This window comes from Variovorax sp. MHTC-1 (assembly GCF_003984645.1).
GTDB lineage: Bacteria > Pseudomonadota > Gammaproteobacteria > Burkholderiales > Burkholderiaceae_C > Variovorax.
In genome coordinates, this window is sequence record NZ_RWKI01000001.1 from 95754 (window position 1) to 111595 (window position 15842).

General features: G+C 67.6%; 16 protein-coding genes. 5 read left to right on the forward strand and 11 right to left on the reverse strand.

The genetic code is table 11. The annotated features are described in order from the left end of the window. Window positions 1–5: 5 nt before the first annotated feature. On the reverse strand, window positions 6–1187 hold the full coding sequence (gene pobA / locus EJI01_RS00445) for a 4-hydroxybenzoate 3-monooxygenase (protein WP_126835150.1): 1182 nt from the start codon (window positions 1185–1187) through the stop codon (window positions 6–8). A gap of 121 nt (window positions 1188–1308) precedes the next feature. On the opposite strand from pobA, the gene EJI01_RS00450 reads away from it, so the two are divergent. The 5 genes from EJI01_RS00450 (at window position 1309) to EJI01_RS00470 (ending at window position 6193) form a co-directional block, all read left to right on the forward strand. Further along, the gene (locus tag EJI01_RS00450; protein ID WP_126835151.1) at window positions 1309–2079 is read left to right on the forward strand and encodes an IclR family transcriptional regulator C-terminal domain-containing protein; all 771 of its coding nucleotides are present in this window, start codon (window positions 1309–1311) and stop codon (window positions 2077–2079) included. Between the two features lie 61 nt (window positions 2080–2140). Then, window positions 2141–2800, forward strand: coding sequence for a response regulator (locus tag EJI01_RS00455; RefSeq protein ID WP_126835663.1), 660 nt, complete (start codon window positions 2141–2143; stop codon window positions 2798–2800). A gap of 82 nt (window positions 2801–2882) precedes the next feature. Then, window positions 2883–4196, forward strand: coding sequence for an ATP-binding protein (locus EJI01_RS00460; protein WP_126835152.1), 1314 nt, complete (start codon window positions 2883–2885; stop codon window positions 4194–4196). 70 nt (window positions 4197–4266) lie between these two features. Next, window positions 4267–5736, forward strand: coding sequence for a DegQ family serine endoprotease (locus EJI01_RS00465; protein WP_126835153.1), 1470 nt, complete (start codon window positions 4267–4269; stop codon window positions 5734–5736). 133 nt (window positions 5737–5869) lie between these two features. Next, window positions 5870–6193: a hypothetical protein gene (locus EJI01_RS00470; RefSeq protein ID WP_126835154.1), complete on the forward strand. Its 324-nt coding sequence runs from the start codon at window positions 5870–5872 to the stop codon at window positions 6191–6193. 28 nt (window positions 6194–6221) lie between these two features. On the opposite strand, the gene EJI01_RS00475 is transcribed toward EJI01_RS00470, so the two are convergent. The 10 genes from EJI01_RS00475 to EJI01_RS00525 form a co-directional block, all read right to left on the reverse strand. Then, a complete protein-coding gene (locus EJI01_RS00475; RefSeq protein ID WP_126835155.1) occupies window positions 6222–6425 on the reverse strand; it encodes a hypothetical protein in 204 nt (67 codons plus the stop codon). Between the two features lie 99 nt (window positions 6426–6524). Continuing rightward, window positions 6525–8006, reverse strand: a complete 1482-nt coding sequence (gene xylB / locus EJI01_RS00480) for a xylulokinase (RefSeq protein ID WP_126835156.1) — start codon at window positions 8004–8006, stop codon at window positions 6525–6527. Between the two features lie 10 nt (window positions 8007–8016). Next, window positions 8017–8955: an AraC family transcriptional regulator gene (locus tag EJI01_RS00485; protein WP_126835157.1), complete on the reverse strand. Its 939-nt coding sequence runs from the start codon at window positions 8953–8955 to the stop codon at window positions 8017–8019. A gap of 13 nt (window positions 8956–8968) precedes the next feature. After that, complete coding sequence (locus EJI01_RS00490; protein ID WP_126835158.1) at window positions 8969–9757, reverse strand: L-iditol 2-dehydrogenase; 789 nt, start codon at window positions 9755–9757, stop codon at window positions 8969–8971. After that, complete coding sequence (gene dalD / locus EJI01_RS00495) at window positions 9754–11172, reverse strand: D-arabinitol 4-dehydrogenase (protein ID WP_185878772.1); 1419 nt, start codon at window positions 11170–11172, stop codon at window positions 9754–9756. Before dalD ends, EJI01_RS00490 begins: the two co-directional genes overlap by 4 nt. Before the next feature lie 13 nt (window positions 11173–11185). Continuing rightward, on the reverse strand, window positions 11186–12217 hold the full coding sequence (locus tag EJI01_RS00500; RefSeq protein ID WP_126835159.1) for an ABC transporter ATP-binding protein: 1032 nt from the start codon (window positions 12215–12217) through the stop codon (window positions 11186–11188). A gap of 156 nt (window positions 12218–12373) precedes the next feature. Further along, window positions 12374–13195 (reverse strand): carbohydrate ABC transporter permease, encoded by an 822-nt coding sequence (locus tag EJI01_RS00510; RefSeq protein ID WP_126835160.1) that lies wholly within the window; start codon window positions 13193–13195, stop codon window positions 12374–12376. Between the two features lie 9 nt (window positions 13196–13204). Then, a complete protein-coding gene (locus tag EJI01_RS00515) occupies window positions 13205–14062 on the reverse strand; it encodes a carbohydrate ABC transporter permease (RefSeq protein WP_126835161.1) in 858 nt (285 codons plus the stop codon). Window positions 14063–14124: 62 nt separating this feature from the next. Continuing rightward, window positions 14125–15432, reverse strand: coding sequence for an ABC transporter substrate-binding protein (locus EJI01_RS00520; protein WP_126835162.1), 1308 nt, complete (start codon window positions 15430–15432; stop codon window positions 14125–14127). Window positions 15433–15600: 168 nt separating this feature from the next. Next, complete coding sequence (locus tag EJI01_RS00525) at window positions 15601–15831, reverse strand: hypothetical protein (RefSeq protein WP_260602292.1); 231 nt, start codon at window positions 15829–15831, stop codon at window positions 15601–15603. Between the last annotated feature and the right edge of the window lie 11 nt (window positions 15832–15842).

Below are 15842 nucleotides of genomic sequence, written 5' to 3' on the forward strand. Positions count from 1 at the left end.
GCGCTTCAGAACTCCTCGAGCGGCAGCCCCACGTAGTTCTCCGCCAGCGAGGTCGAGGCGGCGCGCGAGTGCACCAGGTAGTCGAGTTCGGCTTCCTGGATCTTCTGGCCGAACTCGCCGGTTTCCGGGAAGCGGTGCATCAGCGAGGTGAACCACCAGGAGAAGCGCTCGGCCTTCCAGACCCGGCGCAGGCACAGGTCGGAGTAGCGGTCGAGCGCCGAGCCGCTGCGCTCGCGGTAGAAGATCTCGAAGGCGCGCGACAGGTAGCCGACGTCGGCCGTCGCCAGGTTAAGTCCCTTGGCGCCGGTGGGCGGCACGATGTGGGCCGCGTCGCCGGCCAGGAACAGGCTGCCGAAGCGCATCGGCTCGGCGACGAAGCTGCGCAGCGGCGCGATGCTCTTTTCGAGCGATGGGCCGGTCACGAGCCGCTCGCGCGCCACCGGGTCGAGGCGCCGGCGCAGCTCGTTCCAGAACGCCTCGTCGCTCCAATTCTCCACGCGCTCCTCGGTCGGCACCTGCACGTAGTAGCGGCTGCGGGTGGCGCTGCGCATGCTGCACAACGCGAAGCCGCGCTGCGTATTGGCGTAGATCAGTTCGTGCGACACCGGCGGCACGTCGGCCAGCACGCCGAGCCAGCCGAAGGGATAGATCTTTTCGTAGGTATGGATCGCCTGGTCCGGGACGCTGGCGCGGCTCACGCCGTGGTAGCCGTCGCAGCCGGCGATGAAGTCGCACTCGATCTCGTGCGTGGCACCGTCCTTCTGGTAGCGCACGCGCGGTTTCGACGAATCGAAGTCGTGCAGGCTGACCTGTGACGCGCTGTAGATGGTCTGCAGCCCTTCCGCCGCCCGCGCATTCATCAGGTCGTGGGTCACCTCGGTCTGGCCGTAGACGGTGACATGCTTGCCGCCGGTCAGGCCATGCATGTCGATGCGATGGCGCGCGCCCTTGAACAGCAGCTCGATGCCTTCGTGCGGCAGGCCTTCGGCCTTGGCGCGCGCGTCGACGCCGGCGCGCGCGAGCAGGTCCATGGTGATCTGCTCCAGCACGCCGGCACGGATGCGGCCCAGCACATAGTCGCCGGTCTGGCGCTCGATGATGATGTTGTCGATGCCGGCCTTGTAGAGCAGCTGGCCGAGCAAGAGGCCGGCCGGGCCCGCGCCGATGATGGCGACCTGTGTGCGCATGCGTGTCTCCTGATTGCTTGGCCCCAAGCGTAGGACGATGCGATCTCCCCGGATCGCCGCAGTGCCATCGTCTGTGCGATGATGAAGCGGCTTGCGCGATCATCGCGCAACACTTCGCGCCATGACTATCGCCAAACCCGACTTCATCGAGGGCATCGCCAAGGGCATGGCCGTGCTCGAAAGCTTCGACACCGAGCGCCAGCGCCTCAACGCCACGCTGGCCGCCGAGCGCGCCGGGCTGACGCGCGCCGCCGCGCGGCGCCACCTGCTGACGCTCGCCCACCTCGGCTACCTCGAAACCGACGGCAGCTATTTCTGGATGGCGCCGAAGGTGCTGCGCTTCTCGGGCAGCTACCTCGCGTCGTCCCGGCTGCCGCGCGCGCTGCAGCCCACGCTCAACCGGCTCGCGGCGCAGACGCAGGAGTCGTTTTCGGCCGTGGTGCTCGACGGCGAGGAGGTGGTCATCATCGCGCGCAGCGGCAGTTATGGCACGCCGACCCGCGTGCTGGCCTACGGCTTGCACCTCGGTGCGCGCCTGCCGGCCCATGCGACATCGACCGGCCGCGTGCTGCTCGCCGGCATGAGCGCGGCGCAGCTCACGCAGTGGCTCAAGGGCCGCAGCCTGCCGCGCCTCACGCCGCACACCATCACCCAGGCGCGCGTGCTGCGGCAGCGCATCGCCCAGGCGCGCAAGGACGATTTCTGCTTTGCCAGCGAGGAGCACGAGCTCGGCGTGCAGGCGCTGGCCGTGCCGCTGCGCGACATGCAAGGCCACACGGTGGCGGCGCTCAACGTCGTGCTGTCGGGCATGCGCCACTCCGAAGAGGCGCTGCGCCGCGACATGCTGCCGCTGTTGTTCGAAGCGGCGCGCGAGGTCAGGGCGCTTCTGTGAACGCGCTTGAACTTCGCCGACGCTACGATCTCGAACCGCCTTTCAGCGGATGAACGAAACGATGCGACTGCTGCTGCTCGAAGACGACGTGATGATCGGCGAGACCGTGCTCGACCTGCTGCGCGCCGAGAACTACGCGGTCGACTGGGTCAAGGACGGCGACGCTGCCGAGACCGCGCTGCGCATGCAGCAGTACGACCTCGTGCTGCTCGACCTTGGCGTGCCGCGCCGCGACGGGCTCGAGGTGCTGCGCGCGCTGCGCGCCCGCAAGCAGCGCATGCCGGTGTTGATCGCCACCGCGCGCGATTCGGTGCAGCAGCGCATCGAGGGGCTGGACGCCGGCGCCGACGACTACGTGCTGAAGCCCTACGATCTCGACGAACTGCTGGCGCGCATCCGCGCCTTGCTGCGCCGCGCGTCGGGGCGGGCCGAGCCGGTCTACGAGCACCTGGGCGTGAGCATCAATCCGTCGACGCGCGAGGTGGCGGTGGGCGGCCAGCCGGTGGTGCTGTCGGCGCGCGAGTGGGCGGTGCTCGAACCGCTGATCGCACGGCCCGGCATGGTGCTCTCGCGCGCGCAGCTCGAAGAAAAGCTCTACGGCTGGAAGGACGAGATCAGCAGCAACGCGGTCGAGGTCTATGTGCACGGACTGCGAAAGAAGCTCGGTGCAGACCTCATTCGCAACGTGCGGGGGGTCGGCTACATGGTGCCGAAGGAATGATGCGCGCAGCGCAGGGTCGCCCCAAGCAAGCGCGCGCCCCGTCGGGAGGCAGCCAGGACACGCAGTGCCGAGCGTGGGGGCCATGAAGTCCTTACGCGCGCGTCTTCTGTGGTTCCTGCTGGCTGCCATCGTGCTCGCGGCCGGCACCCAGGCCTTCGTCGCCTACCGCACGGTGCTCAAGGAGGCCGATCAGATCTTCGACTACCACATGCAGCAGATGGCGTTCTCGCTGCGCGCTGGCCTGCCGCCCAGCGCGGCGGTGGGTGGACTCGGCAGTGGCGAGGAGAACTTCGAGTTCGTCGTGCAGATATGGACGGCTGACGGCGTGCGCATCTTCGAGTCGGCCGCGCGGGCTGCACTGCCGCAGCGCGCTGTGCTGGGTTTCTCGAACGTGCAGGCGCGCGGCACGACCTACCGGGTGTTCTCGATCCAGAGCGCCGGGCTGGTGATCCAGGTGGCGCAGGACATGGCGGCGCGCCGCACCATGGCCGGCACGCTCGCGCTGCGCACCGTCGGGCCGATCGCACTGGCGGCGCCCCTGCTGATGCTGGTAGTGTGGTGGGTGGTGAGCCGCTCGCTGGCGCCGGTGGCGCGCGTGCGCGGCCAGGTCGCCTCGCGCCAGGCCGATGACCTGTCGCCGGTCAGCGAAAGCGGCCTGCCCGAAGAAGTGCGCCCGCTGGTGCACGAACTCAACCTGTTGTTCGACCGGGTGCGCCGCGCCTTCGAGGCGCAGAAGCACTTCGTGGCCGATGCGGCGCACGAGCTGCGCTCGCCGCTCGCGGCTTTGAAGCTCCAGGTCCAGAGCCTGCAGCGCGCGCCCGACGACGCCGTGCGCGAACTCGCCACCGCCCGGCTGGCAGCCGGCATCGACCGGGCGACGCGGCTGGTCGAACAGATGCTCGCGCTGGCGCGGCACGAAGCCAGCGCCGCCGCGGGTGCCGGAGCGGAGCCGGTGAACCTGCGGGAGATCGCGCGGCTCGCGATCTCCGATGCCATTGCCGCCGCACAGGCGCGCCGCATCGACATCGGCATGGCGCGCGCGGATGCCGCCGAGGTACGCGGCCAGGCCGAGGCCTTGCGCACGCTGCTGCGCAACCTGCTCGACAACGCCGTGAAGTACACGCCCGAGGGCGGCCGCGTCGACGTCGGCATCGCGGCCTCGGCCGAAGGAACGGAACTCAGCGTGGAAGACAGCGGCCCGGGCCTGCCGGCCGAGGAGCGCGCGCGCGTGCTCGACCGCTTCTATCGTTCGGGCGAGCCGCAGGCGCCGGGCAGCGGCCTCGGGCTGGCGATCGTGAAGTCGATTGCCGACCTGCACGGCGCCACGCTGGCCATCGATCGCTCCGCCGGGCTGGGCGGGCTGCGCGTGAGCGTGCGCTTTCCAAGAACTGTTTAAGGCGGGCCTAAGCGAACGGAGCGACATTCCTTTCATCGTGTTTCCAACCGACACCTCGAAAGGAACTTCAATGAATGTCCGTCTGAACTCGCCCCGCGCGCTTGTCCTCGCCCTGTCGGCCGCAGGCGTGATCGGCGCCGTCGGCGCCGGCGCCTACACCAGCGCCAATGCCGTGGGCTCGCCGACGCCCGCCGTTGCGGCGCCGATGGTCACCATGCCCGACTTCTCGGCCATCACCACGCGCAACGGTCCCGCCGTGGTCAACATCAGCGTGACCGGCACGATGAAGACTTCGATGGAGGGTGTGGCCGGCATCCCCGGCATGGATCCCGACGATCCGATGTTCGAATTCTTCCGCCGCTTCCAGGGCCAGATGGGACCACGCGGCAAGCAGCCGCTGCAGCGCGAGATGCCGGTGCGTGGACAGGGCTCGGGCTTCATCGTGAGCGCCGACGGCATCATCCTGACCAACGCCCACGTGGTGAAGGACGCGAAGGAAGTGACGGTCAAGCTGACCGATCGCCGAGAGTTCCGCGCCAAGGTGCTGGGCTCCGACGAGAAGACCGACATCGCGGTGCTCAAGATCGATGCGAAGAACCTGCCGACCCTGTCGCTGGGCAACACCAAGGAACTGAAGCCGGGTGAATGGGTGCTGGCGATCGGCTCGCCCTTCGGCTTCGAGAACACCGTAACGGCCGGCGTGGTGAGCGCCAAGGGCCGCTCGCTGCCCGACGACAGCTACGTGCCTTTCATCCAGACCGACGTGGCCATCAACCCCGGCAACTCCGGCGGGCCGCTGATCAACACGCGCGGCGAGGTGGTGGGCATCAACTCGCAGATCTACAGCCGCAGCGGCGGCTACCAGGGCGTGTCCTTCGCAATCCCGATCGACGTCGCCATTCAGGTGAAGGACCAGATCGTCGCCACCGGCCGCGCCAGCCATGCGCGGCTGGGCGTCGCGGTGCAGGAGGTGAACCAGACCTTCGCCGACTCCTTCAAGCTCGACAAGCCCGAGGGCGCGCTGGTGTCGAACGTCGAAAAGGGCGGGCCGGCCGACCAGGCCGGTCTGCGCTCCGGCGACGTGATCCGCAAGGTCGACGGCGAACCCATCGTGTCTTCGGGTGACCTGCCGGCTTTGATCGGCCAGAAGAAGCCCGGCACCAAGATCACCCTCGATGTCTGGCGCCAGGGTGCGCGCCAGGAACTCAGCGCAAAGCTGGGAGATGCGAGCGAGAAGGCGAACGCGGTGGCGAAGAACGACGAGCGCGCCGGCGGCGGCAAGCTCGGTCTCGCGCTCAGGCCGCTGCAGCCGCAGGAGAAGCGCGAGGCCGCGGTCGAGAGCGGCCTGCTGATCGAGGACGCAGGCGGCCCGGCGGCGCTCGCCGGCGTGCAGGCGGGCGACGTGCTGCTGGCCATCAACGGCACGCCGGCGAAGAGCATCGAGCAGGTGCGCGAGGTGGTGGGCAAGGCCGACAAGTCGATCGCGCTGCTCATCCAGCGCGACGGCGATCGAATCTTCGTGCCGGTGCGTATCGGCTGATAGAAGTCACAGCGGCCGCTGCAGCGTTGGCGAAGGCTCGCCACATGGAGGACACATCGTGCAAAAGTGCCTTTGTGGGATCATTAACCGGCTGTAACAATTCGCCCAAACAAGCTGGATAAGAGGTTTCCCTATGGCGCTGCGCGATCTCGCTCTGACTGTTCTCGAACTCGAGCCCCTTGAATTTCATTGGGTTCTGATGGAGGCAGTGCAGGCGGACTCCGAGGAGTGCCTGGTCTATCGGCCGGTCGATTCCTCGACCCAGGGTCTGCCGGACTATTCGGAGGCGCTCATCCAGGGTGCCTCGGCACTGCGCGTGCTGCAAGGGCTTGCGCCCTTCGGCAGGCCCATGGCGCCGGTGGGCCTCGGGGATGGGGTTCCGCAGCCGTCTGCAGCCTCCGTATCGAAGGAAGGCGCGGATTCCTGCATGCTCACCACCGGTCACTCGATGCTGTAAGCCACGCAGGACGACGCAGCGAATTCCGCTATCGAAGCTGGGTGCCGAAATGCAGTGCGGTGATCGCGATCACCTTGGCCGCATGGGCGCGGACCGTTCCCTGCTGCGAGACGCCGCGCAAGACCAGCAGGGGCTGCGCGAGTGCGCTGCAGGGCTTCGATGGGCGCCCGTTGCCGCCGGACGCCGCAAAGGGCGCGCGGCATCGGGCTGCGAACTTGAGCAGTGATGGCATGGCCTCGAAGGTAGCTGCCGCGGCGCAATCGGCCAATCCGCCGAAGGTCGCATCCTGGCCTGTCCAGGCGGCATAGGTCGGAAGCCGCGCCCGAACAAGTCATCCATTCTCTGGCGTCGATCGGTCGTCGGCGAAGCAGGCGCGCAGGCCCGCGTACAGCGCTTTGAAGCGTGCATGGCGCGCGCCATGGACATGGGTCTCCGCTCGCGCCGGCTCGAAACGCTGTCGCACGGCCGGCCGCAGGCACACCTTTGTTTGGGTGCCGCCGTCCGCCAGCCAAGCGAGCCGCGCCGCGCCGAGCGCGCCGCCGGCTTCGCTGCCTTCGCATATCGCGAGGGGCCGATCGAGGATGTCGGCCAGCAGCTGGGCCCACCAGGCACTGCGCGCACCGCCGCCGACCAGCACCAGATCGCCGCCCGGCGGTGTCAGCGTGTCCAAGCCGTCGCGCAAGCCGAAGCTCACGCCTTCCGCTACTGCATAGGCGACGTCGGCGGGCCCATGCGCGTGGGTCAGGCCGAAGAGCACGCCTTGCGCATCCGCGTCGTTGTGCGGCGAGCGTTCGCCGGAGAGGTATGGCAGGAACAGCGGCGCGCGGCGGCGCGCTTCGGCGTCGAGCGTGGCCGCCGCTGCGAGCAGCGCCGCCTCGTTGCCCAAGCCGAAGCTGCGCGCGGCCCAGCTGATGGCGCTGGAGGCCGAGAGCATCACCGACATCTGGTGCCAACGCCCGGGCAGCGCATGGCAGAAGGCATGGACGGCGGCCTCGGGCCGCGGCTCGAAGCGCTCGCCGCAGACGAAGATCACGCCCGAGGTGCCGAGCGAGACGAAGCCCTGGCCGGCATCGACCAGGCCCATGCCGACGGCGCTGGCCGCGTTGTCGCCGCCGCCGCCCGCAATCGGGACGCCGGCCTTCAGCCCCCAGCGTTGCGCGAGCTCGGGCCGGAGCCGCCCCGCGGCGGCGCTGCCTTCCACCAGCCGCGGCATCTGTGCGCGCGTGAGGCCGCAGGCCGCGAGCAGTTCGTCGGACCAGTCGCGCGCGGCCACGTCCAGCCAGAGCGTGCCGGAGGCGTCCGACATGTCGCTCGCGCGCTCGCCGCTCAAGCCGAAGCGCAGCCAATCCTTGGGGAGAAGCACGCAGGCGATGCGCGCGAAGAGTGCCGGCTCGTGCTCGCGCATCCACAGAAGCTTGGGGGCGGTGAAGCCCGGCATGGCGAGGTTGCCGGCGATGGCGGCAAGGCACGGCACGCGCGCCGCCAATGCGTCGCACTGGGCGGCGCTGCGGCCGTCGTTCCAGAGGATGGCGGGACGCAGCACGCGGCCTTGCGCATCCATCGCCACCGCGCCGTGCATCTGGCCCGAGAGGCCGATCGCACGCACCGCCGAAAGTGCCGCGCCGTGATGGCGCTGCAGCTCGGTCATGACGGCTTCCAGCGCTTCCCACCATTGCGAAGGCGATTGCTCCGACCACAGCGGCGCCGGCCGGCTGACGCTGAGCGGGGCCCTGGCCAGCGCGACGATGCGGTGATCGTCGGCCAAGAGCAGCGCCTTCAGCTCGGAGGTGCCGAGATCGAGTCCGAGGTACAAGCGCGGATCCTCAGCTGCCGCCGCCGAAGCGGTGGTCGCTCTGGCGCCGGAATTCGGTCGGCGTCATGCCCTTGATCTCCAGGAAGCGGCGGTTGAAGTTGGCGACGTTGTTGAAGCCGACCTGGTAGCAGATGTCGGTCACGTAGTGGTCGGTCTGCATCAGCAGGTGGCAGGCGCTGTTGATTCGCACGCGGTTCACGAAATCCGTGAAGCTGTTGCCGGTCGAGCGCTTGAAGAAGCGGCTGAAGCGGCTTTCGCTCATGCCGAGCTCGGTGGCAATGTCGGCCATCACGATCGGCTCGGCCAGATTGGCGGTGATGCGGTTGACGATGACATTGATCTGATCGACCTCGGCATCGCCTTCCACGCCCTGCATCTGGACGTTGGAAAGCAGGCGGTAGTCGGTGCACTGCGCGAGGTCGGCCAGGTAGTTGCAGAAGAGGGCGAAGCGGCGCAGGCCGCGCGCCGCCTTGACCGCATCCCAGTGCGCCAGAGCGCGTTCCGCGAAGCCGAAGAATTCGATGCCGTGGCGGGCGCGTTCGAGCAACTGGAGCACCTCGCGCAGCTCCGGAATCTCCGCGGCCGCGCGCTCGATCGGGTCGTGGCGGAACTGGATCACGCGGTCGCGCCCGGCCGCGCCGGCCGCCGGCACATCGAGCGAGATCCAGTTGTGCGGCAGCCGCGGCCCGCACAGCACCAGATGGCCGGGCTCGAAGGGCCCGATCCAGTCGCCGATGAAGGCCTTGCCCGAGGTCTCAGTGATGAGGTGCAGCTCGTATTCTTCGTGGAAGTGCCAGCGCACCAGCGGGCTCGGGAAGCCGTGCGCCAGGCAGCGCACCAGGCCGGTCTCTTCGGGCGCCTCGTAGCCGAGCGAGGGCGAGCGCGTGATGTCGCGCTCGAGCTCGGGTTCCCGGTGGCGGGGCAGGTGGCGTTGGCGCACCGATGTCATGACCGTGTCCTCGTCAGCTCATGACATTACCACCGTCGACATTGAGCGTCTGCGCGGTGATGTAGCGCGCCTCGTCGCTGGCCAGGAAGACGGCGGCGCCGGCAATGTCCTCCGGCGTGCCCATGCGGCCGAGCGGCACCTCTAGGCCGACCTGGCGTTTCTTCTCGCCGGGCTGGCGCCCCTCGTACTTCGCGAACAGCGCATCGACATGGCTCCACATCGGCGTGTCGACCACGCCGGGCGCGATGGCGTTGACGCGGATGCCGTGCGGCGCCATCGCGAGCGCTGCGCTCTGCGTATAGCTGATGACGGCGGCCTTGGTCGCGCAGTAGTGCGAGACCAGCGCCTCGCCGCGACGGCCGGCCTGCGAGGCCATGTTGATGACGGAGGCACCGGCAGTTCCGGCATCGACCATGTGCTGCAGCACGCGCTGCATCACGAAGAACATGCCTTTCACATTGACCGCGAACAGGTGGTCGAAGGAGGCCTCGTCGCTCTCCAGCAGCGGCGCCATGTCGAAGACGGCGGCGTTGTTGACGAGCGTGTGCACCGGCCCGTGCGCGGCCTGCGCCGCATCGATGAGATGCGTGATCGCGTCTGTGTCGGTCACGTCCGCCGGCAGGTAGAGCACGCGCGCCGGATGGGCCCGCTGCAGCAGCGCCACGCCGTCCGAAGGCGAAGGCGAGCGGTCGATCAGCGTGCAGCGTGCGCCCTCGGCCAGGCAGGCCTCGGCGATGGCCAGGCCGATGCCGCCGCCGGCGCCGGTCACCAGCACGTGGGTTTGTACGAGACGGCCCGTCATGGCTTTGCTCCTTCGATGAGTGTTCGGATGCGTGCGCCGGCCTCGCGCACTGCCTGCGTGAGGCGCAGGTCGCCTGCGATATCGCCCCAGAGGCCGGCATCGGCGCAGAGGGCTGCGACCGGATCGGCTGCGTCGCAGATCGCGTGCGCCGTGGCTTCGTCCATGCCCTGGTCCTGGTATGTGTAGGGCAGGGTGCCCTGATGCCAGCGCCGCAGAAAAGCCAGGAACAGGGCCGGCAGCATCGCAACGCTCACGATGCTCTCGCCCCGTGCCAGGCGCTCGCGCACCGTCGGCGCGATGAAGCCGGGGATCTTCGAGAAGCCGTCCATCGCCACGCGCTGGTTGGTGTCGCGGATGGCCGGGTTGCCGAAGCGCTCGAGCACGAGGTCGCGGTAGGCAGGCAGGTCGACCGGGCTGGCGCGTCCGGGTGCGTTCAGGCAGGGGATGACGTCGTCCGTCACGTACTCGTAGGCCAGTTGCCGGATCGCGGCGTTCTGCGTGCCTTCGTGGATGTACTCCAGCCCGATCAGCGTGCCGGCCCAGGCGATGCAGCTGTGGCTCGCGTTGAGGATGCGGATCTTTGCCTCCTCGTACGGCAATACCGAATCGACCAGCTGCACGCCGACGCGTTCCCAGTCGGGCCGCCCGTTCGCGAAGTCGTTCTCGATCACCCACTGGATGAAGCTCTCGCCCATGACCGGCGCGGCATCGTCCCAGCCGGTCGCTGCGCGCACGCGTTCGCGCAGCTCGGGCGGTGGCCGTGGCGTGATGCGGTCGACCATCGCGTTGGGGCAGGTGGTGTGCTCGCGCACCCAGCCGAGCAGATCCTGTTCGCCGGCCTGCTCGATGAATTCCAGCAGCCCCTTGCGAAAGCGCTCGCCGTTGTGGCGCAGGTTGTCGCAGTTGAGCAGCGTCACCGGCCCCGCATCGGCCGCGCGGCGCGCAAGCAGGATCGCGCAGATCGCGCCGTAGATTGTGCTGCCGGCTTCGCCGCGCTTGGCGCGTGCGAGGTCTTCGGCGAGTTCGGTGGACGTGAGATCGAGCCGGTTCTGTGGATCGAGGTGGTAGCCGGCTTCGGTCACGGTGAAGGAGATCACGCGCGTGCGCGCATCGGCGCCGCGCGCGATCACCGTGCCGAGTGCCGGTTCGTAGTCCAACACCTCGCGGATCGACTCGATGCGCCGGTAGCGGTACTCGCCCGCGGGCGACACCGTCTCCAGCGTGTAGCGCCCGTTCTGCGCGCGCAGGGCGGCGAGCGGCTCGGCCATGTCGGGCCGCAGGTTGGCCCCGGCGATGGACCAGCGCGTGTCGCCTGTGTCGATCAGCTGCTGCAGGTAGACCGCCTGGTGCGCCCGATGGAAGGAGCCGAGCCCGAGGTGCAGCACCACGAGTTCGGACGGAGTGGAAGATGGCATGGCGAGATGGAGCTCAGGCGGCAACGGTGCGGCCTTCACGGTTGAAGAAATGCAGCACCGAGGGATCGAGCTCGACGCTCACCGCGTCGCCGGCCTGCAGCTGCGTGCGCTCGTTCTGCCGCGCGACCAGCGGCACGCCGCCGACCTCGACGTGGATCAGCGTATCGGCGCCGAGGGCCTCGATCAGCTCGACCTTGCCCGGCGCACCGGCGCCGTGGTCTCGGTGCACGCGCAGGCCCTCCGGCCGCACGCCGAGGAAGCCGTCGCCCGGCAGCCGCCCGCCTGTCTGAGCCGAGAAGCTCGGGATCGCGCGCGCATCCACCATGTTCATCGAAGGCATGCCGATGAACTGCGCCACGAACTGGTTGGCCGGGCGGTCGTAGAGCTCCATCGGCGTGCCGACCTGTTCGATCAGGCCGTCGCGCAGCACCACCACGCGGTCGGCCAGCGTCATGGCCTCGACCTGGTCGTGGGTGACGTAGATACTGGTGGCGCCCAGCGCGCGGTGCAGCTTGTGGATCTCGACGCGCGTGTTGCCGCGCAACGCCGCATCGAGGTTGGAGAGCGGCTCGTCGAATAGGAACACCTTGGGCGCACGCACGATGGCGCGCCCGATCGCCACCCGCTGCCGCTGGCCTCCGGAGAGCTCCTTCGGCGTGCGCGTAAGGTACTGCGTAAGGTTGAGCGTCCTGGCTGCGTGGTCGACCTTGGTCTTGATGACGTCCTTGGCCACGTTCGCGAGCTTGAGCGCGAAGGACATGTTGTCGTACACGCTCATGTGCGGATAGAGCGCGTAGCTCTGGAACACCATCGCCAGGTCGCGCTTGCCCGAGGGTATGTGCGTGATGTCCTTGCCGTCGAGCATGAGCTGGCCGCTGGTGATCGGCTCGAGCCCGGCGATCAGTCGCAGCAGCGTCGACTTGCCGCAGCCGGACGGGCCGACGAAGACGATGAACTCGCCCTTATCGATTTCCAGGTTCACGCCCTTGATGATGTGGGCGTCGCCGAAGCTTTTCTGGATGTTGTCGAGCTGGAGGTAGGCCATGCGAATATCTCCTGTGACTTGGCTTTCATTCGATCGCGTCGTTGCGCGCCGGCGAGGCAGGGGCCGCTGCGGATCCGGCTTTGCCGGGCCGCAGGCGACGCCCCCTCGAAGGGAGTTGGCGAAGCGACACGCAGTGCGCGCAGCCTGGGGGTGGTCTCATTTCACGGCGCCGAAGGTCAAGCCTTGGACGAGCTGCTTCTGGCTGAACCAGCCGAAGACCACGATCGGTGCGATGGCCATCAGCGAGGCGGCCGAGAGCTTGGCCCAGAAGAGGCCTTCGGGGCTCGAATAGGAAGCGATGAGGACGGCGAGCGTGCCGGCCTTGGCGGAACTGAGGTTGAGGGCCCAGAAGGCTTCGTTCCAGCTCAGCACCAGGCACAGCAGTCCGGTGGAGGCGAGGCCGCCGACCGAGAGCGGCAGCACGACGTGGCGGAACTCGGTCCAGAGGTTGGCGCCGTCCATGCGTGCGGCCTCGAGGATCTCGTGCGGGATGTCCTTGTAGCTGCTGTACAGCATCCAGACCATGATCGGCAGGTTGGACAGCGTGAAGACGATCGTGAGCGCCGTCAGCGAATCCAGCAGGCCGGCGGTCTGCGCGATCACGTAGATCGGCACCAGCGCGCCCACGGCCGGCATCATCTTGGTCGACAGCATCCACATCAGGATGTCACGCGTCCGCTTGGTGCGGAAGAAGGCCATCGAGTAGGCGGCCGGCGCGGCGATCAGGAGGCCAAGGATGGTGGAGCCGAGGCTGGTGATCAGCGAGTTGCGCGCGAACAGCACGTAGTCGCTGCGCCGCTGCACCTCTTCGAAGTTGCCGAGCGTGGGCTCGAACACGAAAAGCGGCGGCACGGCAATGGCTTGCAGCTCGGTCTTGAATGCGGTCAGCACCAGCCAGCCCAGCGGGAAGAACAGCAGCAGCGTGACCACCCACGCGCCGGTGGCGCGCAACGAAGTGAACAGAAGAGTGGGTTGCATGCTGTGCCCTCAGTCGAGGCTCTTGCCGATGACGCGGATCAGGAAGGCCGCCACGATGTTGGCCAGCACCACGGCGAAAAGCGCACCCGCCGAAGCCACGCCGACGTCGAAATTCATCAGCGACTGCTTGAAGATCAGGTAGGTGAGGTTGGTGCTCTCGTTGCCGGGGCCGCCGTTGGTCGTGATGGCGATCTCGGCGAAGATCGAGAGCAGGAAGATCATCTCGATCATGATCACCACCGCCATCGGCCGGGCCAGGTGGGGCAGGATCAGGTAGTACAAGCGCTGGAACGCGCCGGCGCCGTCCATGCGGGCCGCTTCCATCTGCTCGCGGTCGAGCGACTGCAGCGAGGTGATGAAGATCAGGCAGGCGAAAGGCAGCCACTGCCAGGCCACCATGATGATCACCGACAGCAGCGGCACGTCGGTCATCCAGTCGATGGGCTCGGCGCCGAAGGCGCGCCACACGTCGGCCAGCACGCCGTAGATGGGATTCATCATCATGTGCTTCCACAGCAGCGCATTGACTGCCGGCATGACGAAGAAGGGCGAGATCAGCAGCACGCGCACGATGCCGCGCCCCGGGAAGGGCTCGTTCACCAGCAGCGCCAGCAACACGCCGAAGACGACGGTGATCACGATCACGCTGCCGATCAGGTTCAGCGTGTTCGCAACGGAGGCCCAGAAGTCCGGGTCGGTGACGAAGTAGTGGAAGTTGTCCAGGCCCGCGAACGGACGATCGCCGGGCTGCATCAGGTTGTAGGTGACGAACGAGAAGTAGATCGTCATCACCAGCGGCACGATCATCCAGAGAACGAGCGTGACCACGGCCGGCGCCATCAGCGCCCGAGGGAGGAATCGGTTCATGTCGGCGGTGCGGCCAGTGACAACGACAAAGGCCGGACGCTGGGCGTCCGGCCTTCAGGCGTTCACTTGTAGTACCCGCCCTTTTTCATCTCGCGTTCGGCCGCCGTCTGCGAGGTCTTGAGCGCCTGGTCGACCGTGACCTTGCCCGACAGTGCCGCGCTCATCTGCTGGCCCACCGCCACGCCGATGGCCTGGAACTCGGGGATGGCCGCGTACTGCACGCCGGCATAGGGTGACTTCGGCAGCGTGCTGTCGGTCAGGTTGGCCGTGTCGATGGCTTTCTTCTCGGACTCGGCGAACTTGGCCACCTTCTGGAACTCGGGATTCGCATAGGTCGACTTGCGCGTGCCCGTAGGCACGGTAGCCCAGCCGTGTTCCTTGGCCACCAGCTTGACGTAATCCTTGGAAGTCGCCCACTTGACGAAGGTCTGCGCCGCTTCGGACTTGGTCGAGCTGGCGGGAATCGCGAGGTTCCACGACCACAGCCAGTTCGCGCCCTTGGGCGTGACCGCGACCGGCGCCTGCGCGAAGGCCACCTTGTCGGCCACCTTCGACTGCTTCGGGTCGCTGATGAAGGACGCGGCGATGGTCGCGTCCACCCACATGCCGCACTTGCCTTCGTTGAAGAGCGCAAGGTTCTCGTTGAAGCTGTTGGCCGAGGCGCCGGGCGGGCCGTAGGCCTTCATGATGTCGACGTAGAAGGTGATCGCGTCCTTCCACGGCTTGGTGTCGATCTGCGGCTTCCAGCTCATGTCGAACCACTGGCCGCCATTGGTGTTGACCAGGGTCGTGAGGAAAGCCATGTTGTCGCCCCAGCCCGGCTTGCCGCGCAGGCACATGCCGTAGACGCCGGCCTTCGGGTCGTGGATCTTGCCCGCCAGCTCCTTGACCTGTGTCCAGGTCGGCTGCTCCGGCATCTTGAATCCGACCTTGTCGGCCAGATCCTTGCGGTACATGAGCATCGAGCTTTCGCCGTAGAAGGGCGCTGCGTAGAGCTTCCCCTGGTAGGACAGGCCGTCGCGGATGGCCGGCAGCAAGTCGTCGGCGTCGTAGGCCGCATCGGTGGTGATCGGTTGAAGCCAACCCTTCTTCGACCATATCGGCGCTTCATAGAGGCCGATGGTCATGACGTCGAACTGGCCGCCCTTGGTCGCGATGTCGGTCGTGACGCGCTGGCGCAGCGTGCCCTCTTCGAGCGTGACCCATTTGAGCTTGATCTCGGGATACGCCTTCTCGAACACAGGCGTGAGCTTCTGCATCTCGATCATGTGGCCGTTGTTCACGGTGGCGATGACCAGTTCGGTCGCGGCGTGGGCGAGGCCGGCGCCCGCGAGCGCGAGCACCAGGCCCGCCTTCAGAAAACGCTTCATGTATGTCTCCTTGTGGTCGGCGACGAGGCGATCGCCGTGCCCGGATTCTGGAGACTCTTGCTTGCGGAATTGGTACTCGCCACGCCGCTATCGATACTTGGATGCACCGATTGATCAGTGACTTCCCTAATTTCGGCAAATAGGGATGGGTGCGGCGTTCAAGCGGGGCTAAGGATCGACGATGCCTTCGGCTTGATCCTGCAGGGCTTTCTTCCCCTTGGCGGTGATGGCCAGCACTTGCGCCGGCTTGTGGCTCTCGCCGCAGGGCAGCGTTTCCGCCGGCGGAATGAAAGCGCTGACGAGTTCGGCGGCGCGCAGCACGCGCAGCTTGTCGATTTCGGCCGGTGCGTAGACCGTGTAGGGCAGCTTCTGGTCTGCAATGCGCCGAAGAAGTTCCATTGGCACGGTGT

Excerpts from the sequence above, each read along its gene's own strand:
- pobA (WP_126835150.1), bottom strand. The coding sequence starts at position 1,187 with ATGCGCACACAGGTCGCCATCATCGGCGCGGGCCCGGCCGGCCTCTTG.
- EJI01_RS00450 (WP_126835151.1), top strand. The coding sequence starts at position 1,309 with ATGACTATCGCCAAACCCGACTTCATCGAGGGCATCGCCAAGGGCATG.
- EJI01_RS00455 (WP_126835663.1), top strand. The coding sequence starts at position 2,141 with ATGCGACTGCTGCTGCTCGAAGACGACGTGATGATCGGCGAGACCGTG.
- EJI01_RS00460 (WP_126835152.1), top strand. The coding sequence starts at position 2,883 with ATGAAGTCCTTACGCGCGCGTCTTCTGTGGTTCCTGCTGGCTGCCATC.
- EJI01_RS00465 (WP_126835153.1), top strand. The coding sequence starts at position 4,267 with ATGAATGTCCGTCTGAACTCGCCCCGCGCGCTTGTCCTCGCCCTGTCG.
- EJI01_RS00470 (WP_126835154.1), top strand. The coding sequence starts at position 5,870 with ATGGCGCTGCGCGATCTCGCTCTGACTGTTCTCGAACTCGAGCCCCTT.
- EJI01_RS00475 (WP_126835155.1), bottom strand. The coding sequence starts at position 6,425 with ATGCCATCACTGCTCAAGTTCGCAGCCCGATGCCGCGCGCCCTTTGCG.
- EJI01_RS00485 (WP_126835157.1), bottom strand. The coding sequence starts at position 8,955 with ATGACATCGGTGCGCCAACGCCACCTGCCCCGCCACCGGGAACCCGAG.
- EJI01_RS00490 (WP_126835158.1), bottom strand. The coding sequence starts at position 9,757 with ATGACGGGCCGTCTCGTACAAACCCACGTGCTGGTGACCGGCGCCGGC.
- dalD (WP_185878772.1), bottom strand. The coding sequence starts at position 11,172 with ATGCCATCTTCCACTCCGTCCGAACTCGTGGTGCTGCACCTCGGGCTC.
- EJI01_RS00500 (WP_126835159.1), bottom strand. The coding sequence starts at position 12,217 with ATGGCCTACCTCCAGCTCGACAACATCCAGAAAAGCTTCGGCGACGCC.
- EJI01_RS00510 (WP_126835160.1), bottom strand. The coding sequence starts at position 13,195 with ATGCAACCCACTCTTCTGTTCACTTCGTTGCGCGCCACCGGCGCGTGG.
- EJI01_RS00515 (WP_126835161.1), bottom strand. The coding sequence starts at position 14,062 with ATGAACCGATTCCTCCCTCGGGCGCTGATGGCGCCGGCCGTGGTCACG.
- EJI01_RS00520 (WP_126835162.1), bottom strand. The coding sequence starts at position 15,432 with ATGAAGCGTTTTCTGAAGGCGGGCCTGGTGCTCGCGCTCGCGGGCGCC.
- EJI01_RS00525 (WP_260602292.1), bottom strand. The coding sequence starts at position 15,831 with ATGGAACTTCTTCGGCGCATTGCAGACCAGAAGCTGCCCTACACGGTC.